General features: G+C 62.6%; 21 protein-coding genes and 1 pseudogene. 11 read left to right on the forward strand and 11 right to left on the reverse strand.

Annotation, left to right across the window (positions count from 1 at the left end; genetic code table 11):
- Positions 1-8 precede the first annotated feature (8 nt).
- The 8 genes and pseudogenes from X735_RS162900 (at position 9) to X735_RS162875 (ending at position 7,637) form a co-directional block, all read left to right on the forward strand.
- Positions 9-1,307 (forward strand): ABC transporter substrate-binding protein, encoded by a 1,299-nt coding sequence (locus X735_RS162900; protein ID WP_031212361.1) that lies wholly within the window; start codon positions 9-11, stop codon positions 1,305-1,307.
- Positions 1,308-1,377: 70 nt separating this feature from the next.
- Entirely contained in the window at positions 1,378-2,202 is an 825-nt protein-coding gene (locus tag X735_RS162895; RefSeq protein ID WP_031212363.1) for an ABC transporter ATP-binding protein, read from the forward strand.
- Positions 2,199-2,927, forward strand: coding sequence for an ABC transporter ATP-binding protein (locus X735_RS162890; protein ID WP_023809004.1), 729 nt, complete (start codon positions 2,199-2,201; stop codon positions 2,925-2,927). Before X735_RS162895 ends, X735_RS162890 begins: the two co-directional genes overlap by 4 nt.
- A gap of 4 nt (positions 2,928-2,931) precedes the next feature.
- The gene (locus tag X735_RS162885) at positions 2,932-3,819 is read left to right on the forward strand and encodes a branched-chain amino acid ABC transporter permease (RefSeq protein ID WP_023809005.1); all 888 of its coding nucleotides are present in this window, start codon (positions 2,932-2,934) and stop codon (positions 3,817-3,819) included.
- 26 nt (positions 3,820-3,845) lie between these two features.
- Positions 3,846-4,922 (forward strand): branched-chain amino acid ABC transporter permease, encoded by a 1,077-nt coding sequence (locus X735_RS162880; RefSeq protein ID WP_023809006.1) that lies wholly within the window; start codon positions 3,846-3,848, stop codon positions 4,920-4,922.
- Between the two features lie 10 nt (positions 4,923-4,932).
- Positions 4,933-5,361: pseudogene (locus tag X735_RS1000000170210) on the forward strand (GMC family oxidoreductase N-terminal domain-containing protein); the annotation flags it as partial.
- 10 nt (positions 5,362-5,371) lie between these two features.
- The gene (locus X735_RS1000000170215; protein ID WP_280940277.1) at positions 5,372-6,526 is read left to right on the forward strand and encodes a GMC oxidoreductase; all 1,155 of its coding nucleotides are present in this window, start codon (positions 5,372-5,374) and stop codon (positions 6,524-6,526) included.
- Between the two features lie 10 nt (positions 6,527-6,536).
- The gene (locus X735_RS162875) at positions 6,537-7,637 is read left to right on the forward strand and encodes a class II histone deacetylase (protein WP_023809007.1); all 1,101 of its coding nucleotides are present in this window, start codon (positions 6,537-6,539) and stop codon (positions 7,635-7,637) included.
- 185 nt (positions 7,638-7,822) lie between these two features.
- Here X735_RS162875 and guaA read toward each other — a convergent pair whose 3' ends face one another.
- From guaA to X735_RS162855, 4 genes are all read right to left on the reverse strand, one after another.
- Entirely contained in the window at positions 7,823-9,385 is a 1,563-nt protein-coding gene (gene guaA, locus X735_RS162870; protein ID WP_023809008.1) for a glutamine-hydrolyzing GMP synthase, read from the reverse strand.
- Between the two features lie 55 nt (positions 9,386-9,440).
- On the reverse strand, positions 9,441-10,109 hold the full coding sequence (locus X735_RS162865; RefSeq protein WP_023809009.1) for a 5'-methylthioadenosine/S-adenosylhomocysteine nucleosidase: 669 nt from the start codon (positions 10,107-10,109) through the stop codon (positions 9,441-9,443).
- Between the two features lie 141 nt (positions 10,110-10,250).
- The gene (locus X735_RS162860) at positions 10,251-10,709 is read right to left on the reverse strand and encodes a PaaI family thioesterase (RefSeq protein WP_013530371.1); all 459 of its coding nucleotides are present in this window, start codon (positions 10,707-10,709) and stop codon (positions 10,251-10,253) included.
- A gap of 124 nt (positions 10,710-10,833) precedes the next feature.
- Entirely contained in the window at positions 10,834-12,123 is a 1,290-nt protein-coding gene (locus X735_RS162855) for an RsmB/NOP family class I SAM-dependent RNA methyltransferase (protein ID WP_023809010.1), read from the reverse strand.
- Between the two features lie 182 nt (positions 12,124-12,305).
- Between X735_RS162855 and X735_RS162850 the strand changes: the two genes are divergently transcribed.
- On the forward strand, positions 12,306-12,983 hold the full coding sequence (locus X735_RS162850) for an MIP family channel protein (protein WP_023809011.1): 678 nt from the start codon (positions 12,306-12,308) through the stop codon (positions 12,981-12,983).
- Positions 12,984-13,320: 337 nt separating this feature from the next.
- Here X735_RS162850 and X735_RS162845 read toward each other — a convergent pair whose 3' ends face one another.
- The gene (locus X735_RS162845; RefSeq protein ID WP_031212370.1) at positions 13,321-15,237 is read right to left on the reverse strand and encodes a PAS domain-containing sensor histidine kinase; all 1,917 of its coding nucleotides are present in this window, start codon (positions 15,235-15,237) and stop codon (positions 13,321-13,323) included.
- A 297-nt stretch (positions 15,238-15,534) separates the two neighbouring features.
- Here X735_RS162845 and X735_RS162840 point away from each other — a divergent pair, with 297 nt between their 5' ends.
- Together X735_RS162840 and X735_RS162835 are read left to right on the forward strand one after the other, a co-directional pair.
- Complete coding sequence (locus X735_RS162840) at positions 15,535-16,974, forward strand: ATPase domain-containing protein (protein ID WP_023809013.1); 1,440 nt, start codon at positions 15,535-15,537, stop codon at positions 16,972-16,974.
- Complete coding sequence (locus X735_RS162835) at positions 16,971-18,023, forward strand: sensor histidine kinase (RefSeq protein ID WP_023809014.1); 1,053 nt, start codon at positions 16,971-16,973, stop codon at positions 18,021-18,023. Before X735_RS162840 ends, X735_RS162835 begins: the two co-directional genes overlap by 4 nt.
- Here the strand turns inward: X735_RS162835 and X735_RS162830 are convergent.
- The 6 genes from X735_RS162830 to X735_RS162805 form a co-directional block, all read right to left on the reverse strand.
- Positions 18,012-18,317 carry a hypothetical protein gene (locus X735_RS162830; protein ID WP_155930537.1) on the reverse strand — a complete coding sequence of 102 codons (306 nt, stop codon included), beginning with the start codon at positions 18,315-18,317 and terminating at the stop codon, positions 18,012-18,014. The two genes, X735_RS162835 and X735_RS162830, sit on opposite strands and share 12 nt — an antisense overlap.
- 113 nt (positions 18,318-18,430) lie before the next feature.
- Positions 18,431-19,534 carry a calcium:proton antiporter gene (locus X735_RS162825; protein WP_023809016.1) on the reverse strand — a complete coding sequence of 368 codons (1,104 nt, stop codon included), beginning with the start codon at positions 19,532-19,534 and terminating at the stop codon, positions 18,431-18,433.
- A 184-nt stretch (positions 19,535-19,718) separates the two neighbouring features.
- Positions 19,719-21,491, reverse strand: coding sequence for an AMP-binding protein (locus X735_RS162820; protein WP_023809017.1), 1,773 nt, complete (start codon positions 21,489-21,491; stop codon positions 19,719-19,721).
- Between the two features lie 418 nt (positions 21,492-21,909).
- Positions 21,910-22,608, reverse strand: a complete 699-nt coding sequence (gene hisG / locus X735_RS162815; RefSeq protein ID WP_023809018.1) for an ATP phosphoribosyltransferase — start codon at positions 22,606-22,608, stop codon at positions 21,910-21,912.
- Positions 22,605-23,726 (reverse strand): ATP phosphoribosyltransferase regulatory subunit, encoded by a 1,122-nt coding sequence (locus X735_RS162810; protein ID WP_023809019.1) that lies wholly within the window; start codon positions 23,724-23,726, stop codon positions 22,605-22,607. Before X735_RS162810 ends, hisG begins: the two co-directional genes overlap by 4 nt.
- Positions 23,727-23,904: 178 nt before the next feature.
- A complete protein-coding gene (locus tag X735_RS162805; RefSeq protein WP_023809020.1) occupies positions 23,905-25,278 on the reverse strand; it encodes a HisS family protein in 1,374 nt (457 codons plus the stop codon).
- Between the last annotated feature and the right edge of the window lie 58 nt (positions 25,279-25,336).

The following is a 25,336-nucleotide window of genomic DNA, read 5'->3' on the forward strand; positions in this document are numbered from 1 at the left end:
ACTTTGCCATGATGAACAGACGTGCAATGCTGCAGGGCGTGGTCGGCGCGGGTGCGGCCGGTGCCGCGCTTCTTGCCGATATGAACACTGCGGCGATCGCCCAGGACACCAAGCCCATTCCGGTCGGCTCGGCCCTGCCGATGTCCGGCATCGCCGCCGCCGACGGCATCGAGTTCAAGAACGGTCTCGAACTTGCCGCCGAGGAGATCAATGCGGCGGGCGGCATTCTCGGCCGGCCTGTCGAGATCCACATCGAAGACACCAAGGAAATGGGCGCCGACCTCGTCAGCCAGTCGATGCAGCGCCTGATCGACCGCTTCGAGGCGCCGGTCATCATCAATGGCTACAATCTCGGCACCAACATGATCGAGATGGACGTCGCCGCCGACAACGACGTCATCATGATGCACTACAACACGCTGATTTCGCACAATGAGAAGTTCAAGACCGACCCTGCCCGCTATTACAGCTCCTTCCAGGGCGATCCGCCGGAGTTCTGGTATGGACCGGGCTGCCTGAACTTCCTCAAGACGCTTGCCGCGGACGGCAAATGGAAGGCGCCCAACAAGAAGATCGCCATCATCCCGTCTGCCAACGAATATTCGATCGTCATCGCCAACGCGATCCGCGACAAGGCCGCCGAATACGGCTTCGAGGTCAGCCTGTTCGAGACCGTTCCGTTCCCGACCAACCAGTGGGGACCAACGCTGGCGAAACTCCGCCAGGACCCGCCGGCGGCGATCCTGGTCACGCACTTCCTGCCGCAGGACCTGGCGCAGTTCATGGTCCAGTTCCTCGCCGAGCCGATCAACAGCCTGATCTACATGCAGTACGGACCATCGCTGCCGGCTTTCCGCGAGATCGGCGGCGAGGCGGTCAACGGCGTCGTCTATTCGACGGTGATCGGCTGCCTGCCGGACGACTTCTCCAAGCCGTTCCGCGAGAGCTACCGGGCCAAATTCGGCCCGAACTCGGCCTACATCACGGGATCGCAGACCTATGACGGCCTGTGGATGTGGGCGCTTGCCGCGGCAATCGCCGGTGGTCCAGGCGAACCGATGGACAAGGCGCAGACCACCAAGGTGGCCAATGCGATGAAGCGCCTGGTCTATCGCGGGGTCAACGGCACCTACCGGGCCGATCCGGCCGGCCAATCGGCCTTCTGCTATCCGACGCAGGTGGCCGATCCGTCGCTTGGCATGCCGCACCAGTTCCTGCAGCATCAGGATTACAAAACCGATCCGAAGCTGATCGCGCCGGCGCTCTATGCCACGGACAGCTTCATCCTGCCGCCATGGATCAAGTGACCGGACGCGGAAATGAAACCAACGACACCGGCCGGGCCCTTTGCCCGACCGGCTCCATTGGGTGAGAAATATGACTGAGGCCGCCGGTCCGATGCTGGTTTGTGACAGTGTGGTCAAACGGTTCGGCTCGCTGGCCGCCGTCGACGGCGTGTCGATGGTGGTCAATGCGGGCGAGATCGTTGGCATTGGTGGGCCGAACGGCGCCGGCAAGACGACCTTCTTCGACGTGGTGACAGGGATCACGCCGGCCAGTGGCGGCCGGGTGCATTTCGGCGACACCGACATTTCGGCGCTTCCGGCCGACCGCATCTGCCAACTCGGCATCGCCCGCACTTTCCAGCTCAATGCCGCCTTCGACAGCTTGACCGTTCGCGAAAACATCGAGATCGCCGCCTATTTCGGCCGGCAGCGGCGAAGGCTGGCCGGCTTCCGCCTCGGCGAGGATGTCCGGCAGGCAACGATCGAAGCGCTGGACTTCGTCGGGCTTGCGGCCAAGGCCGACGAGACCGTGGCGCGGCTGCCGGTGCTCGACCGCAAGCTGCTGATGATTGCCGGCGCCATCGCCACCCGGCCGAAAATGCTCTTCCTCGACGAGCCGGTGGGCGGGCTCAACGTCGCCGAGATCGACCAGATCATGGCGATGGTGCTGAAACTGCGCGACCAGGGACTGACGATCGTCCTGATCGAGCACGTCATGCGCTTTCTCCTGGCGCTCTCCAGCCGCGTGATCATCATGCACCATGGCAAGGTGATATTCGAAGGCCGGCCGGACAAGGTCGCCGAGGACCAGACCGTTGTCGAAACCTATCTCGGCCAGGGCACGCAGAAACGGCTGAAGAAATTCTTCGATGAGCAAGCCGCCATGACGAATCCGGCGGTGGGGGGAACGCCATGACGGGCGCAGCCGCAAAACCACCTGTCCTGCAACTCGACGGCATCGTCTGCGGCTATGACGGACTCGACGTGCTCAAGGGCATTTCGCTGACCGTTCACGCCGGTGAATTCATCACCGTCGTCGGCCCGAACGGCCATGGCAAGTCGACATTGCTCAAGACCATTTCCGGCCTGGTGCCGCTGCGCGGCGGTCAGATCAGCATCGACGGCCGGCGCCTGTCCGGCAAGCCGCATGAGACGGCGATGCTGGGCGTCGCCCACGTGCCGCAGGGCGATATGCTGTTCGCGCAGATGAGCGTGCTCGAAAACCTTTTGATGGGCGGCTATCTCGCGCCGGACAAGGCCGAGATCACGCGTCGGCTGGACGAGGTCTACGCGCTTCTGCCGAAGCTTGCCGACCGTCGCAACCAGATCGCCTCGAGCCTGTCGGGCGGCGAACGGCGCATGGTCGGCATAGGCCGCGGCCTGATGATGGGCGGGCGCATCCTTTTGATCGACGAGCCGTCGCTTGGCCTCGCGCCACTGATCATCGATCAGGTCTACGACGTCATTTCGCAACTGAGCAAGGCTGGGCGCACGATCCTGCTGGTGGAGGAGAACCCGGCCCGGGTCGAGGACCTCGCCGACCGCCTGCATCTGCTCGACGACGGCGCCATCGTCTGGTCAGGCAAGCCCGCCGAACTGATGGCGCGCGACGAACTCCTCGCAACCTACCTCGGAGGCTGACGCCATGACCGACGTTCTCATGGCCATTCTCGTCGCCGGCTTCACCTCGGGCGCGCTCTATGCGCTGGCGACGGTCGGGCTGTCGCTGGTCTGGGGTTCGATGGGCATGCTCAACATGGCCCATGCGGCGATGCTGACGCTTGGCGGCTACGTCGCCTTCACGGTGATCACCTCGCTCGGCCTGCCGGTCGCGATCGGTTTCGCCGGTGCCATCGTCGCGGGTGCTTTGGCCGGCGCCATCCTCTATTTCGCGATCGTTCGCAATCTCCTGCAGAATGACAAATCGACATTCGAAGCCAACGTCATGATCGCCACGGTCGGCATCGGCATCGCCCTCGAGAATGCCATCCTCCTGACCTATGGCGGGCAGCCGCTGAAGCAGCCGGTTTCGATCGCCGGTGCCTTACGCCTGGGACCGCTGACGCTGCCCTGGCAGAACCTTCTGATCATCGCGGTGGTGGTCGTGATGATGGTGGTCGTCTCGGCGGCGCTCGGCCGCACGCGGATGGGCCGTGCGATCCGGGCGACGGCGCAGAACCGCGACGCGGCGCAGCTCATGGGCGTCGCCGTCAACCGCGTCTACCTGCAGGTGCTGATGCTGTCGGGCGCGCTCGCCGGCATCTGCGGCGTCATGGTCTCGTCGATGACGCAATTGTCGCCGCCACTCGGCAACGACCCGATGCTGAAGGCCTTCATCATGTGCGTGGTCGCCGGTCTCGGCAATCTGCCGGGCGCCATCGCAGCAGCACTTGGGCTGGCGTTGCTCGAATCCTTCGTTCAGTACGCCTTGGGCGCCAGGTGGGGCTTTCCATCGCTGCTGTTCGTCGTCATTGCCGTGCTGATCTGGCGGCCGTCCGGCCTTTTCGGCCACGCCGAAATCCGGCGCATGTGAGGGGCATCATGACAGAGACACGCCCCATGTCCCGTTCCTCCATGTCTCGCTCGGCCAGGACTGATCTTGCCATCAGCCTGATGCTGATCGCGGCGGCGATCGCGCTGCCGTTCCTGGTCGACAGCCGCTACATCCTTGGCCAGATCGTGCTGGCGCTGTTCTATGCGACGATCGCCTCGCAGTGGAACCTCCTGTTCGGCTTCTCGGGCATCTTCTCGCTGGCGCAAATGGCGATCTTTGCGTTCGGCGGCTATGCGACGGCGATGCTCTGCTTCTATTTCGGCTGGAACGTCTGGGCAGCACTTGTGCCGGGCGCGCTGGGCTCCGTGCTGTTCTCGCTGGTCGTCGGCCTCGCCTGCCTTCGCCTGACCGGCGTCTATGTGGCGCTGCTGACGCTGGCGATCGCCCAGACGATGTATCTGCTGATCGTCACCGACACCGAATGTTTCGTCATGGTCGGCTCCGTCTGCCGCCAGTTCACCGGCGGCGCCGTCGGCTTTGCCCGCTTCGGCGACCTCGGCACCAGGGCCTTGCTCCGGGCGCAGTGGCTGGTCGGCAATTACGCCATCATCGCGGTGCTGTTCGCGCTCACCATGGTCTTCACCTACGCGATCGTCAAAAGCCCTATCGGCCTTGCCTTCCGGGCGCTGAAGGACAATCCGGGCTATGCGGTGGCCCGCGGCGTCAACCGCTTCCAGGCGCAGCTTCTGGTGTTCGGCATCTCCGCCTTCTTCACCGGGCTGGCCGGCGGTTTCTATGCCGCGCATTTCCAGGCGATCGGCCCCGGTGTGCTGTCGATGTCGCAACTTATGTTCATCATCGCCATCGTCGTGGTCGGCGGCGTCGGCACGTTCTGGGGACCGCTGGTCGGGACGGTGGTGCTGGTGCTGGCTGACGAATTGATGCGAGAGAGCGGCGAGTTCCGCACGCTCGGGCTCGGCCTGATCATCGCCCTGTCGGTGGTGTTGATGCCCAAGGGGCTGGTCGGCCGTTTTGGTGATCTCATCGACTGGCTCGGGCGCCGTCGCGCCAGCCCCGACAGCCCCGACAGCAAGCCGGCAGCAAGCAGCATTGTGCAAAGCCCGACCCCGGCCGGAAAGTGAGAGACTGACGATGTTCGATACGATCATAGTGGGCGCCGGCTCGGCCGGCTGCGTGCTGGCAAACCGGCTCAGCGCCGATCCTGCCCGCAAGGTGCTGCTGCTCGAGGCCGGGCGCGAGGCGCCGCTCGCCTCGGACGTGCCGTCGGACTGGCCGACCATGTTCAACACGCAAGTCGACTGGAGCTACTACACCGAGCCGCAGGCCGGCTGCCGCGGCAGGCGGGTGTTCTGGCCGCGCGGCAAGATGATCGGCGGCTCCGGCGCGCTGAACGCCATGATCTATATTCGCGGCCTGCCGTCCGACTATGATGGCTGGGCGGCGATGGGCTGCCCCGGCTGGGCGTGGGCTGACGTGCTGCCGGTGTTCAAGGCCAGTGAAAGCAATGCCGAACTCGGCAACGACCCGCTGCACGGCGCCGACGGGCCGCTGCATATCGGCAATGTCGGACATGTCGATCCCAACGAGCTTGCCTGGATCGAGGCCTGCAAGGCCGCAGGCTACAAGCAGAACCGCGATTTCAACGGCGTCGAGCAGGANCGAGCAGGAAGGCGTCGGCCTGTTCCAGTTCACCATCAAGAATGGCGAACGTTGGGGCACCGGCAAGGCCTATCTGCGCCCGGCGCGGGAACGACCCAACCTGACCGTGAAAACCGGTGTGCTGGCGACGGGCCTGATCGTCGAGAAGGGCCGGGTCAAGGGCATCCGCTATCTCGTCAATGGCGAACCTGAGACCGCTTTCGCCGACAGCGAGGTGGTGCTGTCCTCGGGCTCGATCGGCAGTTGCCAGCTGATGCTGCTTTCGGGCATCGGGCCGGCCGACGAACTCGCCCAGGTCGGCGTTGCTCCCGTGCACGACCTCCCGGGCGTGGGCAAGGATCTGCAGGACCACATCAACATTCCGATCACCTTCTATACCAAGGACAAGATCGGCGTCGGCGCCTGGACCGACGAGACGCTGCAGCGCGACTTCGCGGAATGGCAGACATCGCGCAGCGGTCCGCGTTCCTCACCCTGGGTGGCGGCGGGCGGCTTCGTCAAGAGCCGGCCCGATATCGAGCCGGACCTGCAGCTTTACGGCGCCATCAGCCCGCATCGCGACTATGTTCGGTTCCTTTCGTCCAGACCCGGCATCACGCTGCACACCACGCTGCAGCGGCCAGACAGCCGCGGCGAGATTCGCCTGCGCTCGGCCAATCCAATCGAATATCCGGCGATCGACCCACGTTACTTCATCAGCGACGAGGATGGCTCGGACATCGCCACGCTGGTCGAAGGCATCCGCATCAGCCGGCGCATCGCGGCACAGTCGCCGCTTGCCGAAATGCTCGTCGGCGAAATCACGCCGAGCGCCGAATGCGAGAGCGACGCCGAGATCGCCGACTATATACGCGGCCACTGCACGACGCTTTATCACCCGACCAGCACCTGCCGCATGGGTTCAGATGTGATGGCCGTCGTCGATCCCACGTCGATGAAGGTTCATGGGCTGGACGGGCTTTGCATCGCCGACGCCTCGGTCTTTCCGAAAATGGTGTCGGGCAACACCAACGCGCCGACGATCATGATCGCCGAACGCGCCGCGTCAATGATCCTGGCCGGCTAGGAAACAAAACATGACGACAGGCTGGAATTTCCACGAACTCTATCTCTGGCACGAGACCGGCAATGCCGCGCAGTTCTTTCAGCCGAGCCTGACCATCGAGCCGGGCGAGCATGCGGAGAATGCCGACACGAAACGCCGATTCCGCAATCTGATGGAGGTTTCAGGCCTGACCGAGAAACTGTATAAGATCGCCTCCGTCGCGGTGAGCGAGGATGACCTCGCCCTGTTTCACGACCGCGACTACATCAGCCGTATCAAGCTGCTCAGTGATGGGCGCGGCGGCGATGCGAGCTATCTCACCCCCTTCGGCCATGGCAGCTACGAAATCGCCTGTCTGGCCGCTGGCGGCACGGCAGCGGTGATGGATGCGGTGTTGAGCGGCGATGCCGACAATGGCTATGCCCTGGTACGACCGCCCGGCCATCATGCCGAGCGCGGGCAAGGCATGGGCTTTTGCCTGTTCGGCAACGTTCCGGTCGCTATCCTGAAGAACCGGGCCAAACATGGCTTCGAGCGGGTCGCCAGCGTCGACTGGGATGTTCATCACGGCAACGGCACCCAGTCCGCCTTCTATTCGGACCCGTCGGTGCTGACCATCTCGATCCATCAGGACGGTCTTTATCCGGATGACAGCGGTCTTCACAAGGAACGCGGCGAGGGCAAGGGCGAAGGCTACAACATCAATGTACCGCTGCCGGCCGGCTGCGGCCACGGCGCTTACATGTCCGTCTTCGAACGCGTCGTGCTACCGGCGCTCAATCGCTACAAGCCTGATCTCATCGTCGTGCCGTCGGGCTTCGACGCCTCGGCGGCCGATCCGCTGGGGCGCATGATGCTGCATAGCGGTAGCTACCGCGACATGACGCGGATGCTGATGCAGGCGGCGGACGACCTCTGCGGCGGGCGCCTGATGATGTCGCATGAGGGCGGCTATTCGGCCTCCTACGTTCCCTATTGCGGCCTGGCGGTGATGGAGCAACTGTCCGGCATCAGGACGCATATCGACGACCCGTTCCTGCCGGTCTTCGAAAGCTATGCCGGCCAACCCTTGCAGCCACATCAGGCGGCCGCTGTTTCCAGGGCGGAGGAACTTTTGGGCGGCATCGCCTAGAATTCTGATTGCGGTCAGCCAATGAGGCGATCTCAAGACACACCGGCGCCCAATCTCACAAATGCGGACTTGCGCTGACGGTAGGACGTGCGGCTGATGCAGCGTCGATAGTGAATGAGATAAACCGCAAATCGTTGCTTTTTCTGCGAAAAACTACGCCGGAGCATTCCAGACTACGCTAACTCCTACTCCCACTCGATTGTTCCCGGCGGCTTCGACGTCACGTCGTAGACGACGCGGTTGATGCCGCGGACTTCGTTGATGATGCGGGTGGCGGCGGCGCCGAGGAAGGCCATGTCGTAGTGGTAGAAATCCGCCGTCATGCCGTCGACCGAGGTGACGGCACGCAGCGCGCAGACGAACTCGTAGGTGCGGCCATCGCCCATCACGCCGACCGTCTGCACCGGCAACAGCACGGCGAAGGCCTGCCAGATGGCGTCGTAGAGGCCGGCCTTGCGGATCTCGTCGAGATAGATGGCGTCGGCCTCGCGCAGGATCTCCAGCTTTTCGCGGGTGATGCCGCCGGGGCAACGGATGGCAAGACCCGGGCCTGGAAACGGGTGCCGGCCGATGAAGCTTTCGGGCAGGCCAAGCTCCTTGCCCAGCGCCCTGACCTCATCCTTGAACAGCTCGCGCAGCGGCTCGACAAGCTGCATGTTCATGCGCGCGGGCAGGCCGCCGACATTGTGGTGCGACTTGATCGTCACCGACGGGCCGCCGGTGAAGGAGACACTTTCAATGACGTCGGGATAGAGCGTGCCCTGCGCCAGGAATTCGGCGCCGCCGAGTTTCTTGGCCTCTTCCTCGAACACCTCGATGAACAGCCGGCCGATGGTCTTGCGTTTTTTCTCCGGGTCCGACTCGCCCTCGAGAGCGTCGATGAAACGGTCCGACGCGTTCACCAGAATGAGCGGCAAATTGTAGTGTTCGCGGAACATCGCCACCACGCCCGCGGCCTCGTCCTTGCGCATCAGGCCGTGGTCGACAAGGATGCAGGTCAGCTGGTCGCCGACCGCTTCGTGGATCAACAGCGCCGCAACGGATGAATCGACGCCGCCCGACAGCGCGCAGATGACCTTGCCCTTGCCGACCTGCTTGCGGATCGTCTCGACCGCGTGCTCGCGGTAGGCGCGCATGGTCCAGTCGCCCTCGATGCCGGCGATGTTGTGGACGAAATTCCTGAGCAGCCGGGCGCCGTCGGGCGTATGCACCACCTCGGGATGGAACATGATGCCGTACATCTTGCGCTCGATGTTGCCGAAGATGGCGAAGGGCGAGCCTTCCGACTTGCCGAACACTTCGAAGCCCTTGGGCAAGGAGATGACGCGGTCGCCATGGCTCATCCACACCTGGTGGCGCTGGCCGGGTGCCCACAGGCCCTCGAACAGCGGGCTGTCCTTTTGGATCTCGACGAAGGCGCGGCCGAACTCGCGATGATCGGAGCTTTCGGCAACGCCGCCCATCTGCACGCACATGGCCATCTGGCCGTAACAGATGCCAAGCACCGGCACGCCGGAATCGAAGACGATCTGCGGCGCGCGCGGGCTGCCGATATCGCCGGTCGAAGCCGGACCGCCGGACAGAATGACGGCCTTCGGATTGATGCGCTTGAATGCCGCTTCGGCCGACTGGAACGGCACGATCTCGGAAAACACGCCGGCCTCGCGGATGCGGCGGGCGATGAGCTGGGTGAACTGGCTGCCGAAATCGACAATCAGGACGGTGTCGGGATGATTGGCTGTTTTCATGGCGAGCGTTTAGAGAAAGAAACGAGTCGGCGCAATGGGTTGCGTAGCCCGACTTTCAGGCTGGTCTGGCATCTTCATGGGATGGTTCCGTCCGAAGGGCGCCGTCGCCGATCGCCCGTTCGAGCCGCATGACGGCGTCCGCCAGCTTCTCGTCGATGACTTCAAGATATTCGGTCCAGTCGCCGACGTGCCTGAGATCAGCCGCGCCGTCGGAAATGCCGCGCAGCCCGATCAGCGGGATGTCGAACAGCTGGCAGGCACGCAGGCAAGCGAAGGTCTCCATGTCGACCATGTCGGCGCTAACAGCATCATAGGCCGCGCCGGTGATGATCGCTGCGCCGGTCGACAGGGTCGCCTGCCTGATCTCCGGTATCTTGAAGGGCAATGGCACGGTTACCGGCAGGTCGAGGAAGGGTGTCGCACCCTTTTCGAAACCGAGCGGCGAAGCGTCGATGTCACGGTAGCTGACCGAAACCGCCTGGTAGATCTCCGTCTGCTCCAGCGTCCGACTGCCGGCTGAGCCGAGCGAAACAACGAGATCCGGCAGTGCCTTTTGCGATTTCAGCCAGGAGAGTTCCGCACCCAGCCTGACGCCGGCCTCGACGGGACCGACACCGGTCATCAACGGCGTGAACAGTTGCTTGAGGTGCGGGCCGTATTCGGCCTGCGCCGCCATGACGAAGAGGACGTCCTTGCCCGACAGGCGCGACACTTTACCGGTCATGATGATTTGCTCCTCTCCGCCGGATCATCTGCTTATCTGCACCGCCGCTCGCCGGGACCCGCTGCCTCCGGCAGCTCCCGGCGTTCGTGGCCTTCCATCGTGCCACCGGCACAATGGATTCGCCTGCGGCGAACCGGCCACTCACCCTTCTATGCCATCACGCCCGACCACGGTCATCATGGTGCCGGTCATGGTGGCGATCAGCTTGGCCTCGCCGTCGGCGGCAAAGGCGTAGGCCTGGCCGTCGGCGACGATGATGGTGCGGCCCGGCTTGGTCACCGAGCCGCGGAACAGGAAGCGCTCGCCCCTGCCCGGCGCCAGGAGGTTGACCTTGAACTCGATGGTCAGCACGCCGGAATTTTCCGGCATCAGCGAAAAGGCGGCATAGCCGCAGGCCGAGTCCAGCGCCGTCGAAATGACGCCGGCATGGAGGAAGCCATGCTGCTGGGTGAGTGCCGCCGAATAGGGCATCTCGATCTCGATGATGCCGGGCGTCACCAGCGTCAGTTCGGCGCCGATCGTGGCCATCGCCTTCTGGCGCGCGAAGGATGTCCTGACGCGATCCTCATAGTCCGGGGCGGGTACGATCTTTGCTGCCATTGCCGCTGCTTCCTTTACGCGGATAGCTTATTGCAGAGGCATGGACGGCAGGCAAATGCTTTTGCTGCACTGCACAATCGACCTGGCATGCCGGCCGGCGCCGCGCATCCGTCAGGAATTGGATTCAGGCCGATCTGCGTAACGCACAGAGATAAAACCCATCGGTGCCGCTGAGCGCCGGCGACAGCGAGATGTCGCCTTTGGCGCCGATGCGTGCGGCTGCCTCATGGCCGGGAAAACGGCTGTCCCAGAGCTTGCGGTGGTCGACGGGAACATAACCGCTGTTACGGTCCCGAAAGGCCGCGATCTGCTCGCCATTTTCCTCATCAAACACCGAGCAGGTGATGTAGACCAGCAGGCCGCCCGGTTTGACATAGGCTTTGGCCGCATCGAGGATCGCCGACTGCTCGCCCTTGCGGGCATCGAGCTGTCTTTGCGTCAGCCGCCATTTGGCATCGGGACGGCGGCGCCAGGTGCCGCTGCCGGTGCAGGGGGCGTCGACCAGCACGATGTCCATGTGATTGCCGAGCGGCGCGAGTTCCGTGGGCTTGGTGACCACCTGCACATTGCGGTTTTCCGAACGACGGATGCGGTCGAAGATCGGCGCCAGCCGCGCCTTCTCGGCATCGTGGGCAAAGATCTGGCCACGATTTTCCATCGAAGCCGACAGTGCCAGCGTCTTGCCGCCGGCGCCGGCGCAGAAATCCAGCACCTGCATGCCGGCTTCGGCCCCGGCAAGGGCGGCCGCGATCTGCGAGCCTTCGTCCTGGACCTCGAACCAGCCCTTCTGGAAAGCCGGCTCGGCCTGCACGTTCGGGTGCCGGCCGTCGCCGTCGATCGGCGGGATGCGGATGCCGTGTGGCGCGATTGCCGAGGGTTTCGCGCCGGTTCCCGTCAGTTCGGCCAGCACCTTGTCGCGATTGGCCTGCAAGGTGTTGACCCTGAGGTCGAGCGGCGGGCGCGTTGCCAGCGCCGCGCCCTCGTCGGCCCAGGTGGGCCCAAAGGCTCGCTCGAAAAGCGGCGCGCACCAGTCGGGAACATCCGCCCGCACCGCGTCCGGCGCGTCGCCGAGCCGATGGTCGGCGATGGCCTGAAGCTCGGCGGCGGTCAGCAGCGGCGGTGCGAACTTGTCGCCATCAAGCGCCTCGTTGAGCGATTGTGCCGTCTGGCCCCATTCGAGCAGCAGCGCGCCGAAGCCGATGGCGCGCGGCGTGTCCTGCCCCAGCAGCCAGCCGGCGGAACGCTTGTGGCGCAAGGCGTCATAGACGATGTTGCCGATCGCCGCACGGTCGCCGCCGCCGGCGAAGCGATGCGACAGGCCCCAATCCTTCAGCGCGTCCGCCACCGGCCGGTGGCGCCGGCCGATGTCTTCCAGCACTTCGATGGCCGCAGCCAGCCGTCCGCCCAATCGCATGGTCTTGTTCCGTCACGCAGAAAATTATTCCGGCCCTGCTCTAGAGCGCGCAACCGGCGCGCACAAGCAGGTCGGCCTGCACAACCGCTCTGCTTTCCAACTTTTCTGGTTGCGAATACTCTTCCGGTTGTGATTCGCGGCGCGCAAAAGGTGGACCGGCGGATCGACCTGAGGAGAGGGCAATGAAGACTTATCTGGCGGAAGTTCTAGGCACATTTCTATTGGTGTTCATCGGTACGGCTTCTGTGGTGACGGGCGGCTTCGGTGGCGCGCTGCCGCTCGGCCAGGAAGGCATCGGTCTGGCGTTCGGCATCGGCCTCATCGCGGCGGCCTATGCGATCGGCCCGATTTCGGGCGCGCATCTCAATCCGGCGGTGACGCTCGGCGTCTTCCTTGCCGGCCGGCTGCCGGCCAAAGACGTCATCCCCTACTGGATCGCGCAGGTCATCGGCGGCGTCCTTGCTTCGCTGGCGTTGTGGATCATCGTTTCCGGCCAGGTTGGCGGACACACGACCGGCTTCGGCGCCAATGGCTGGGATGTGACGAAATGGGGCGTCAGCTCGGCATTTCTGTGGGAAGTGATCGGCACCTTCACCTTCGTCACCGTGATCCTTGGCGTCACGGCTGAAAAGCACTCGACGGCGTTCGCCGGACTGGTCATCGGCCTGACGCTGGCAGGATTGCACTTCGCCATCATCCCGGTGACCGGAACGTCGCTCAACCCGGCCCGCTCGATCGGCCCGGCGCTGTTTTCGGGAACTGCCGCGATCGGCCAGCTCTGGCTGTTCATCGTTGCACCGCTGATCGGCGGCGCCATCGCCGGCGTGGTTGCGAAGGCGCGGGTGTTTGAGAAGGATTGAGCTTTGGAGGGTTGAATACGAAGGCGCGGGCCATGGCCCGCGCCTGAGTGATTGGCACGATAGACCCGCCAGGCCTCCCCAATCACGGCTTGGATAGGCGCGGCCTTAGATGGGAGCTTTGCGCCCCATCTCGGTCGTTGAGGTTAGTGTTGCCAAATGCCTGAGAGCCGACACCGCAGACAGTAGGCTGCAGGTGCGTGCGCGCGTAAGAACGGTGCTCTCAACGTGACACTGCTAAAAAAGGGCGGGACGAAACGCCAAGCGCATTGTTGTCAACGCGACAAATGACTGTCGCGAAGGAAGGTCGAGGCTCGCTGAGGTTCGGTGGGCGGGCGACCTAAATACGACTAACACAAGCTATCGAGCACGCCAGTTCTTTTTCCGTGAACGGCTTGCTGAGAACGTTCATCTCGCGAGCGCCCGGTAGTTCGGCATAGCCCGTCGCTATAATGACGGGGATTTTCGGCCACTTGGTTTTCATTGCGTCCGATAGCTGCAGGCCTGTCATCTTTGGCATCGCATGGTCCGTTATGACGAGGTCGAACGGCTGCTCCTCCAGCAGGTCAAGGGCTGCTGCGGCCGAATGCGCCTCGGTAACGGCATGCCCAAGATCCTCAAGCATCGCAGCGGTGTTCAACAGCACTAGAACGTCGTCATCCACTGCCAGAATCCGGAGAGAGGCAGCCTCGGCGGTTTTCGGGCTGAGGGGCTCCTGCTCCCGCGCGCGGTCTGATGTCGCGGCAGCCACTGGCAGCCACATTTCCGCAGTCGTGCCTGCTCCCTTGTGGCTGATGAGAACCAGGCGCCCGCCCATCTGTTCCGTCATCCCGTGCACCATCGACAGACCCAGTCCCGTCCCTTTGCCAACTCCTTTTGTGGTGAAGAACGGTTCTGTCGCGCGGGCAAGCGTATCCTCGTCCATTCCTTCGCCACTGTCCATTATTGAAAGGCAGACATATTCGCCTGGCGCCAAGCCAGCGCCATGCCTTTCACCAATCCGTTCCTGCCGGGCGGAAATCAAGATCGTTCCCCCGTCAGGCATGGCATCCCTGGCGTTAACGCATAGATTCAGCAATGCGAGTTCGATTTGGCTCTCATCAATCATGACCTGATTGAGGGAAAGGGGAAATTTTGTCTGTATACTCGCCCTTGAGCCTAGCGATCGCTCTAGCAACTCCTTCATTCCCTGTATCAAGCTAATTATGTCAACGGGTCTTGGATCGAGTTGCTGTCGCCGCGCAAAAGCCAGCATGCGCTGCGTCAACGAGGCACCCCGTTGCGCACCGAGCACGGCATTGTCGAGGAGACGCAACAGCTGTGGATCGTCGGGCAGCCGTTTGCGAAGGAGTTCAAGACTGCCCAAAACCGCCATCAGCAGATTGTTGAAGTCGTGAGCCACGCCGCCCGTCAGCTTGCCGATCGCATCCATTTTCTGTGAATGAAAAAGGGCCTCACGTGCCTGATCCAGTGACTCCTGCGCCTTCTTCCGCTCTGTGATGTCGCGGGTAATCTTCGCAAAACCCAGAAGCTCGCCATTGTCGTGCCGTATCGAGTCGATGACCACGTGGGACCAGAACGCGGTGCCATCCTTGCGGATGCGCAAACCTTCCCGCTCAACTCGACCCTCACGCGCGGCGGTCTCCAGCGCGCTTTGCGGACCGCCTCGCTCGCGATCCTCGGGCGTATAGAATTGGGAAAAATGCTTCCCGATGATTTCGTTCGCCGAATAGCCTTTGATACGCTCGGCGCCTGAGTTCCAGCTCGTAATTATCCCTTGTGGATCGAGCATATAGATCGCGTAGTCCGTGACGCCTTGGACCAGACGTTGGAACTGCTCCTGGCTTTTGCGGAGTTCCTCCTCCGCTTTCTTTTGTTCGGTCAGATCACGGCTGACTTTGGCAAAGCCGGCCAGGTTGCCGCCTGGATCGCGGATGGGATCGATCACAATGTGAGCCCAGAAACGATTCCCGTCGCTTCGGACCTGCCAGCCTTCGCTCTCGAACTTGCCCTCACGGGCTGCTGTCTCCAGAGCACGCGCGGGCAGGCCGGAGTCCCGATCCTCCGGTGTGTAAAACCGGGAAAAATGCTGGCCAATGATCTCGCGGGAAGCATAGCCTTTGAATCGCTCGGCGCCCGCGTTCCAGCTCGTCACGATCCCGGAAGGATCCAGCATGTAGATCGCGTAATTGGTAACGGCCTGGACGAGAACGCGGTAGCGATCCTCATCGGCTGGATTGACGGTCCCTTGAATCATTCCCCCATCCATTTACTTCGCTGCAACGGGAGAAAACCGCCGCCGGCCCCTTATGGTTCCACGCTAAATCAAATGAACTGGTGCCGACGGACATGTGGTGGACCTCGCACCAGTGTGCATCCCAACTTCGTCCGCCATTTCAAGGAGATTTACTTGCCTCCCAGCAGCGCGCCGATTACTAGAATTAGCTCCAGAAAATCGATGTTTCCCTGGGCCAGGTGGCCAAGCGGTGCAACCGTTCTACATTATTGATGCCCAATGACGGGCTGACAGTTTCTGGTGGAGACTAGGGGCGGAATGGCCGAGCGAAAAAAGCAGCCCGTTGTAAGTTCCGGTATCGCCGGCTTGGACGAAATTCTTCGTGGTGGTCTGCCCGCTTCGAACTTTTATATCGTGCAGGGCGATCCCGGCGCAGGCAAAACCACGGCAGCCTTGCAGTTTCTGCGTGCCGGCGTGGCGGCCGGTGAACGCTGCATCTACGTCAGCCTTTCGCAAACCGCTTCCGAACTGCAGGCGATTGCCTCTTCACACGGCTGGACGCTCGATGGAATTCGCGTCGAAGAGCTTTCGGCCTCCGAAGCCGTGAGTGGCGCAGCCGATCAGACGATTTTCCAGACCGCCGACCTTCGCTTGGATGAGACGCGTAAGGCGATCGAACGCGCGATCGAAGAATACAAACCACACAGACTGGTGTACGACTCCTTGCTCGAAATCCGGCTGATCACCGGCGATACGCCAAGGTTTAGGCGGGAACTGATCGGCTTCAAAGCCTTCCTGGCCAGGCGGGGCATTGTGGCTGTTTTGCTCGATACCCAAACCAGTGGCGGCGATCACAATGGCGAGGAAATCGAGGGCATCGCCCACGGCGTCATCCGCCTTGATAAATCGCTCGAGGACTATGGTGCGGTGCGCCGGCGGATCGAAGTCAGCAAGATGCGTGGCGTGCCTTATGCCGACGGTTATCATGACATGGCCATTCGCGAGGGTGAAGGCGTCGTTGTGTTTCCAAGGATTGTGCCGGGCTCGCCTCCCGAGGTGACCAAGCCGCAACTGATCAAATCGGGAGTCGAGGCTCTCGACGAGATGTTTGGCGGCGGTCAGGAGTCAGGAACAATAACACTGGTTATCGGTCAGTCCGGAACCGGCAAGTCAACTATGTCGTCTCTTTACGCGACGGCTTCTCTCAAGCGAGGCGAGAGCGTTGCCCTCTTCCTGTTCGAGGAGCGGTTGGAGACCTTCTTTCGCCGCTCCGAAGGGCTCGGGATGGACCTGCGGCAGTTCCACAAGGATGGCCAACTGGTCATCTACGATTTTAGCCCGAACGAAATCTCGCCAGGCGAGTTCGGCCAGATCGTGCAGCAAGTCGTCAGCCGCAACAATACACGTGTGGTGGTGATTGACAGCTTCACGGGCTATCTGAATTCACTTCCCCACCGCGAAAAGGCGGTGCTCGACATCCAATCTCTCCTGAAACATCTCGCGCGTGCGGACGTGCTGACAATGCTCATCGTCGCGCAGCATGGATTGCTCGGGCAGAATGTCGGGATTGACGTCGATGTCAGCTTTCTCGGGGATACCGTGCTTCTACTTCGTATGGCCGAGCACGAGGGCCGGTTGAGGCGCAACATTACAGTCGTCAAAAAGCGCCACGGTCCGCACGACCTCGATGTCCGGGAACTCTTCATTGCAAGCTCCGGGGTTTCGGTCGTTGCCTACAATCCTCTGCCTGAGACGTGAGCGGCACCGATTCCAACGGTCTGGGAACGCTCGATTGGGTGCTCATTTTGGCGCCCTACCGCAAGGACGCTGCTTACACAACCTCCCTCCTGCAAGAGCGCGGTGTTCGGGCTCAAGCGGCCGACCCCGCGGATTTGAACAACCTGCTTGCGTTATCTCCCGGGGTGCTGGTCGTTACGCATGAAGCCTTGGACCCCACGGCCATCGCAACTGTTGCCAGTTTCCTTCAGCATCAGCCGAACTGGTCGGAAATACCCATCGTGATCCTACTCGACCGCGCGGCGCCCCAAGTGCGCGTCCAGGCCGCCCTGAACGCTGCCTGGCCACGTTCACGCCAGATTTTTTACCAACGTCCCGTGGCCGCGTTGGAACTGATCAGCGGGATACAGTCGGCACTCCTCACCAGAGCCCGCCAGCGCGACGTACGCGATTACCTTGAGCGGGAAACCGAGCTGCGCCTCGAACTCAATCATCGGGTAAAAAACATCCTCGCAACAGTCGTATCAATCTTTGACATGACACGGCGCGGCGCAACCTCGGCAGCCAGCCTGTCCGAAGACTTCAAGGGCCGCTTGAGAGCCTTGGCGGATGTTCATTCCGCTGTATTTGCGGCCGGCGGCGAGGCCGTACCTTTGACAGATATCGTGAATTCGGTCCTCGCGCCGTACATTTCCAGCGGACAACACGGCATTACGATTCAGGGGCCCGAGGTGTTGCTTTCGCGCGAGGCCGGCACGACGCTCGCTCTCTCGCTCCACGAGCTTGCAACGAATGCGATCAAATATGGCGGATTGTCCTATCCCGAAGGAAGGATAGATTTGGAATGGAAGATCGCTTCGAGTTCGGAACCAGTTCTGGCGCTGAGATGGACAGAATCGGGAGGACCGCCGGTCGTTCAGCCCTCGCGAGTAGGATACGGCACACGCTATATGCGCGCCGCCCTGACCAGCCTGTTTGGAGAGCCTCCTGATCTCGTCTTCGCATCGGATGGCCTGCGTTTCTCGATTCACGGACTACTCTCCCGCCTTAGCCCGCAATCAACCGAGTAGTGTAGCGGCACCTTGGCTGCTCACCCAAAAGCACGGCATCTCGAGAAACATCGAGATTGCTATCAATTGAAGCTGGCTCAATGTCAACGTGGACGGCCCACCGGTGTTGGATGCCATCGGGGTTCGCAGTCGACGCCGGTCGTTGCCCAGCCGCAGCGCGAGCCAGCCCTCAAGCCGTCTCTGCGCCAGCAGCCCCAGTTCCTCGACCATCGCCTCGCGCATCAAGAACTTCTGCGGCTTGCCGGTCACGTCCTCGGCAATTCGGCGCGGAAGCGGAAACGCCATCTCAGGCAAAGGGCGGTCGTCTGCAGTTCCTGTCGGCTTCCAGACTGAAGAACCCAAGCAGTCCGTTGACGACCGGCGGCCGTCTCATCGCCGCATCCAATTGCCTGCCTGGACCAAAATTTTCACGGTACAAATATAAGAAATAAATATGTAAGAAATACCACTATATGGACCGCACCCGTCAAGAATGTTGTTCTTTCAGTACTAAAACTTACGTTGCATATGAACAGCGCTAAAATCAAAAGCACTGTGTCAGTCGCTGGAAGCCCCAGGGTTAACCCTCTTCCCGTCAGCAGGCTGGCGGCTGCGACCGCCGGTATTGTCAAACCAATTGTGGCGCAAGCGGAACCCATCGCGACATTCAAACCGCGTTGCAGCTCATTGTTGAGTGAAGCGCGAACCGCCGAAATGGCCTCTGGCATCAAAACCAGCCCGGCGATCAATGCCCCCACAATGCTGTCAGCCTGTGTCACCTGATAGGCAACGAGCGTATTTTCAACACTTGCGGCGACCTGCTCGGCGAGCATGACAATGCCAATCAGCCCGATCAAGAGCAGCAATGCGCCGGCAAAGACGCTTTCGTGAGGGGCGGTCCGCAGCGCAACGCCGCGGGCCTGCCCTTCGACAAAGTCTTCTCGGTGGCGGACAGTCTGCGCGAACACAAAACTTGCATAAAGCAGCACCGAAAGCACGCTCACAAAGCCAAGTTGAGCTGCCGAAAATGTGCCCGGCCCCGTAGCTTGTGTGTAGGTCGGCAGAATAAGCGTCATGATGGTCAGCGCGATCAGAACCGCCAAATATGCGCTGGTCCCTTGTCGAACAATTGCCTGCTTGCGATGACGCCAGCCGCCAAGCGCAAGACACGTGCCGACGACGCCGGTGGATGCAATCATCACCGTTGAAAAGACGGACTCACGTGCAAGCGTAGGGTTGTTCTCTCCATGCAGCATCATGGAAACGATGATCGACACCTCGATTGCCGTCACGGCAAAAGTCAGCACCAATGTGCCGTAGGGCTCTCCTACACGCCGGGCCACCGACTCGGCGTGGTCGAGCACCACGAAAATGGTGGTGAACATGATCGCACTCGAAAGCGCTCCGACGAGTATCCTGGCGCTCAGCGAACCTTCGTCCGCCGACAGCCCGCCTGCCCTGACTGCAACAGCCATCACCAAGGCGGCCAAGGGCATCGCATAAGAAACCACCGATCGTTTGAAACCACTCATTCGAGCCCCTGTCGCTTCTGCGAACCTTGCCGAAAAACCATGTGGAGTGGAGCACCTTAGATAATATCGGGCAGGCCCGACGGCCGGCGTTCTCCCCCTCACAAACAACGCGCTCCAAATGATGCAGCAGGATCGCGACCTGAACGCACCCAGCGCCGCGGACAAATCGAAGCGCCGCCTTCGCTCACGCCGTCTTCTGCGTCACCAGCCCCAGTTCCTCCACCATCGCCTCGCGCATCAGGAACTTCTGCGGCTTGCCGGTCACCGTCATCGGCAATTCGGTGCGGAAGCGTATGTGGCGGGGGATCTTGTAATGGGCGATCTGGCCGGCGCAGAAGTTCTTGACCTCCTGCTCGGTGGCGATCTGGCCGGGCTTGAGCACGATCCAGGCGCACAGCTCCTCGCCATATTTGGCGTCGGGAATGCCGAACACCTGCACCTCCTTGACCTTGGGGTGTCGGTAGAGGAATTCCTCGACCTCGCGCGGGTAGACGTTTTCGCCGCCGCGGATGACCATGTCCTTGACCCGGCCGACGATGTTGCAATAGCCCTCGGCGTCGAGGGTGGCGAGGTCGCCGGTGTGCATCCAGCCGTCGCTGTCGATCGCCTCGCGGGTCTTCTCCTCGTCGTCCCAATAACCCTTCATCACCGAATAGCCGCGCGTGCAAAGCTCGCCCGGTACGCCGACCGCAACGGTGGCGCCATCGGCATCGACCGCCTTGACCTCGACATGGGGGTGGATGCGCCCGACGGTCGAGACGCGCTTTTCCAAGGGGTCGTCGACGCCGCTCTGGAACGAGACCGGGCTGGTCTCGGTCATGCCGTAGGCGATGGTCACCTGTTCCATATGCATCAGCGACACCACCTTCTTCATCACCTCGATCGGGCATGGCGAGCCGGCCATGATGCCGGTGCGCAGGCTGGAGAGATCGAAGGCGGAAAAATCCGGATGATCCAGCAGGGCGACGAACATGGTCGGCACGCCATAAAGCCCGGTGCAGCGTTCCTGAGCCACCGCCTTCAGCGTGGCGCCGGCGTCGAACCCTTCTCCTGGGAAAACCATGGTCGCGCCTTTCGAGACGCAACCCATCGTGCCCATCGACATGCCGAAGCAGTGATAGAGCGGCACCGGAATGCACAGCCGGTCGTCGGCGGTCAGCTTGATCGCCGAAGTGACGAAATTGCCGTTGTTGACGATGTTGCCGTGGGTCAGCGTCGCGCCCTTGGGGGCTCCCGTGGTGCCTGAGGTGAACTGGATGTTGATGGCCTCGCCCGGCTTCAGCTTCTCCGAGATGCGGTCGAGGCTGTCATGCTCGTCACGCCCGGCCATGGCCAGCACGTCGCCGAAATTGAACATGCCGGGCGAATTCTCGTCGCCCATGCGGATGACGATCTTCAGCGCCGGCAGTTTCTGCGCCTTGAGCTTGCCCGGCGTGGCCTTGGCGATCTCCGGCGCCAGCGTCTCGATCATGCCGAGATAATCTGAGGTCTTGAATTTGGCCGCGGTGACCAGCGCCTTGCAGCCGACCTTGTTCAGCGCATAGTCGAGCTCGGTCAACCGATAGGCCGGGTTGATGTTGACCAGGATCAGGCCGATGCGGGCGGTGGCGAACTGCGTCACCAGCCATTCCCAGCGGTTGGGCGACCAGATGCCGACGCGATCGCCCTTTTCCAGGCCAAGTGCGAGGAAACCGGCGGCCAGCGCATCGACCGTGTCCGACAGTTCGCTCCAAGTGAAGCGCTTGTCCTGGTCGACGAAGACGGCGGCGTCGAGCGTGCCGTATTTGCTGACGGTGTCGGAAAACAGCGCGGGGATGGTCTTGTCGAGCAGCGGCACGCTGCGTTCGCCAGAGACATGCGCCCTGTTGTCGACGGGTGCGACGAAGACACCGCCAGCACGCGCGCCGCGTCCGCGCAAATTGCTGGCATTCTTCAGCTCGTCGAGATTGACCGGCATCGCTCTCTCCTCCCGGGACTAAAGCGTGTCGCGCTGAAACGGAATCATGCGACGCGCTTTAGGTCCTTGTTTTTAGGCATGTCGTTCTCCCAAAACCGAGATCACTTTTGGGCGACATGCATTGGCCGAACCTATCAGCCTGAGGGGGTGGTGAAAACCCGCCGATCGTCGTGGCAGGTCAACGATGCTTCGGAGCTTCGCGTTGGTTGACGAAGCCCCAAAACGCAAAAACCCGCCTGGGCGGCGGGTCGCTGGCGCAAATCAGCACCATGGGCAAAAATGTAGCATAGCTGCCCTCACGGGTCAAGAAAAAATTCCTATCAACATGAAAACCTCGGCGCAAACGCTACCGACACCGCTGGGCGGCCGTCAGGGTTCTTAAGCTGGGTCGGGGCCCTAAGGGTAGTGGGCCCCGCCGCTATCCGGCCGCAGCCGCCATCTTCGCGGCAATGTCGCGCAAGAGCGCCTCATCAGCCGCCGCCCGTGTCTTCTTCGACGCCACCAGACAGGCCTGCGAGCGCAGGACAAGGCCATCGCCCAGCACTTTGAGATGATTGGCGCGCAGCGTCGAGCCGGTGGTCGTGATGTCGACGATGACATCGGCCAGACCGGCCGCCGGCGCGCCTTCGGTAGCCCCTAGGCTCTCGACGATACGATAAACCTGGATGCCGTGCTTCTGCGAGAAGAATTGCTGGGTCAGCCGCCAGTATTTGGTGGCGATGCGCAGCCGCCGGCCATGGCGCTGGCGAAAATCGGCGGCGACGTCGTCGAGATCGGCCATGGTGTCGACATCGAGCCAGATATCCGGCACAGCCACCACGACATCGGCATTGCCGAAGCCGAGACGGGCGACGATTTCGGCGCGCGCCTCCCAGTCGGCGAGGTTTTCACGCACCAGGTCCTCGCCGGTGATGCCGAGATCGACGGCGCCCTGGCCGATCTCGCCTGATATTTCGGAAGCCGACAGGAACACCACTTCGACATCATCCAGACCCTCGACGCGGGCGTGGTACTTGCGCTCGTCGCCTGGCAGGCTGACGGCGAGGCCGGCTTTGGCCAGCACGTCCAGCGCCTGTTCTTTCAGGCGGCCTTTCGACGGGATCGCCAGCGTGATCATGGCGCCGTCTCCCGCAGTGCCTCGATGCGATCGAGCCAGACCGAAAAGCCTACGCCGGGGATAGGCGTCTTCGCGCCAAGCAGGGTCAGCAGCCGGTCATAGCGGCCGCCGCCGACCAGCGGCCGGTCGCCATTGTCGGCCGCGATTTCGAAAACAAGACCGGTGTAGTAATCGAGCGGGCGGCCGAAGGCGGCGTCGTAGCGGATTTTATCGGCCGGCAAGCCATACGTTTCGATCGCCTTGGCGCGGGCAGCGAACTTTTCCAGCGCGACATCGAGCGACAGCCCGGCGCCGGTGGCGAAGGACTCCAGCGCCTGGGTTGCGCCATCAAGCGGAACGTCGATCGCCAGAAAATCCTTCAGCGCGGAAAAGGCCTCGCTCGACAGCCGAACGCTGCGCAATTCGGCTTTCTCGATCAGCCGCCGGGCAATGTCGGACGGCGCGCGCCCGGCGGACGCCGACAGGCCCGCCTCTTCCATGCCGCTGGCGATATGGGCGGAAAGACCGTCCAGATCACCGTCTAGCACAAGGGCCGCGACCGGGCCGGAGAGCTGGCTGTTGCGCGGCGGGTTGGCGAGATCGGCGAGAGCCGCCTCAAGCATCGGCGCCGAGCCGAACGCACGGGCAAGGCGCATGCGCCAGCCGCGCGGCAAGCCAAGGGCAGCCAGAACCGCCTCGAAAATAGTCTGATCGCCGAGCGTGATCGCCAATGCCTGGCCAGGCAGCACCAGCGACAGCAGCGCATGCGCATCGGCCACCGAGCGGGCATCGGCTCCAGCGGTATCGCGGTCGCCAAGATCCTCGATGCCGGCCTGGAAGAACTCGTTGCCGCCTTCGCGGCGCTGGCGAAACACCTCGCCCAGGTAAGAATAGCGTCGCGGCGTGCCGGCCTGCGAGCTTATGTGGTCGAGGCAGACCGGAATGGTGAATTCCGGCCGCAGGCACAATGTCTGCCCGGTTTCGCTTTCGGTCAGGAAGATACGGCGGCGTAGATCCTCGCCGGCCATGTCAAGGAACGGGTCGGCCGGCTGCAATATGGCGACTTCGACCGCATGCGTGTTGCGGGTGGCGAAGAGGTTGGTGATGTCGGTGGAGATGGCGGGGGTGCGGGAGGTCATGGAGCGGATGGGCGCGAGGCACCCCCCTCTGGCCTGCCGGCCATCTCCCCCGCAAGGAGGGAGATCGGCAGCTTGAGGCTCAGCGCCTCTTCTTCAACGCTGGAGATTGGCGAAAGCCCACGTGACATCCAATCTCCCCCCTTGCGGGGGAGATGGCCGGCAGGCCAGAGGGGGGTGTTCAAGCGCCACCTTTCGCGCGATCAGCAGCCTGCGCCCCCAGGATCTTCCTAACCTCGGAGACCAGCTCGCCCTCCGCCACCGTCACCTGCGCCGGGCGGACGGCGCGCCATTCGGCATTGTCTGTGATTTCGGCCGACATGCGGGCGCCTTCGATCAGGTCCTTGATCTGCAGTTCGCCCTTGGCGCGCTCGTCGCCGCCCTGGATGATCGCGACCGGGCAGCCGCGCCGGTCGGCATATTTGAGCTGCGCCTTCATGCCGGCGCCGCCGAGATACATTTCGGACCGGATGCCAGCGGCGCGCAGGCTCGCCACCATCTTCTGGTAGCGGCCGAGACTGTCGGTGTCCTTGTCCATCACCAGCACGACGACAGGTGCGATCACATCCGAGGCGTCGAGCTTGCCGAGGTTCTTCAGCGCCGTCATCAGCCTGGAGACGCCAATGGAAAAGCCGGTCGCCGGCACCGGCTCGCCGCGAAAGCGCGAAACCAGACCATCATAGCGACCGCCGCCACCGACCGAGCCGAAGCGCACGATCTGGCCGTCCTCGTTGGGGATTTCGGCCAGCAGCTCGGCTTCGAAGACAGGGCCGGTGTAGTATTCGAGGCCGCGCACGACCGAGCGGTCCATGGCGATACGGTCCTCGCCATATCCTGCCGCCCTGACCAGCGCTTCAATCGTGGCGAGTTCGCCGACGCCTTCCTGGTAGATGGCATTCGAACTGACCATGGAATCCTGGCCTACCTGTGCATTCCTCGCTGTCGCGAGAAGGACTGCCTCGGCCTGCCCGTTATTCAACCCGGCGCCCTTGGCGAAGTCGCCTTCGCCTTCCTTGCCACCGTCCCAGCGGCCCGGGCCAAGCAAAAGCTTCACGCCTTCCGGCCCGAGCTTGTCCAGTTTGTCGATCGCGCGCAGCACCGTCAGCCTTCGTCCGGCATTCTCCTCGCCNACGCCCGGCGTACCGATCGTGTCGGCGTCGAACTGCATGAACTGGCGGAAGCGGCCGGGGCCTGGCTTCTCGTTGCGGAACACCCAGCCGGAGCGATAGCTGCGGTAAGGCTTGGGCAGGCGCTCGTAATTCTCGGCGACGAAACGGGCCGTCGGCGCGGTCAGGTCATAGCGCAGCGACAGCCACTGGTCGTCGTCATCCTGGAAGGAGAACACGCCTTCGTTCGGCCGGTCCTGGTCGGGCAGGAATTTTCCGAGCGCGTCGGTGTATTCGATCAGCGGCTGGTCTGCCGGTTCGAAACCGTAAAGCTCATAGACCGAGCGGATCGTCGCCATCATCTTCTCGACGGCGCGGATATCCTCGGCGCTGCGGTCGGCAAAACCGCGCGGCAGCCGCGCTTTCGTCTTTTCCGATTTGTCGGCCATGAGTGAGCATCCGGTGTTTCGTGGCGTTGCGGGATAGGAAATTTCCTATTCGGCAGCG

The organism is Mesorhizobium sp. L2C084A000 (genome assembly GCF_000502875.1).
Classification (GTDB): domain Bacteria; phylum Pseudomonadota; class Alphaproteobacteria; order Rhizobiales; family Rhizobiaceae; genus Mesorhizobium.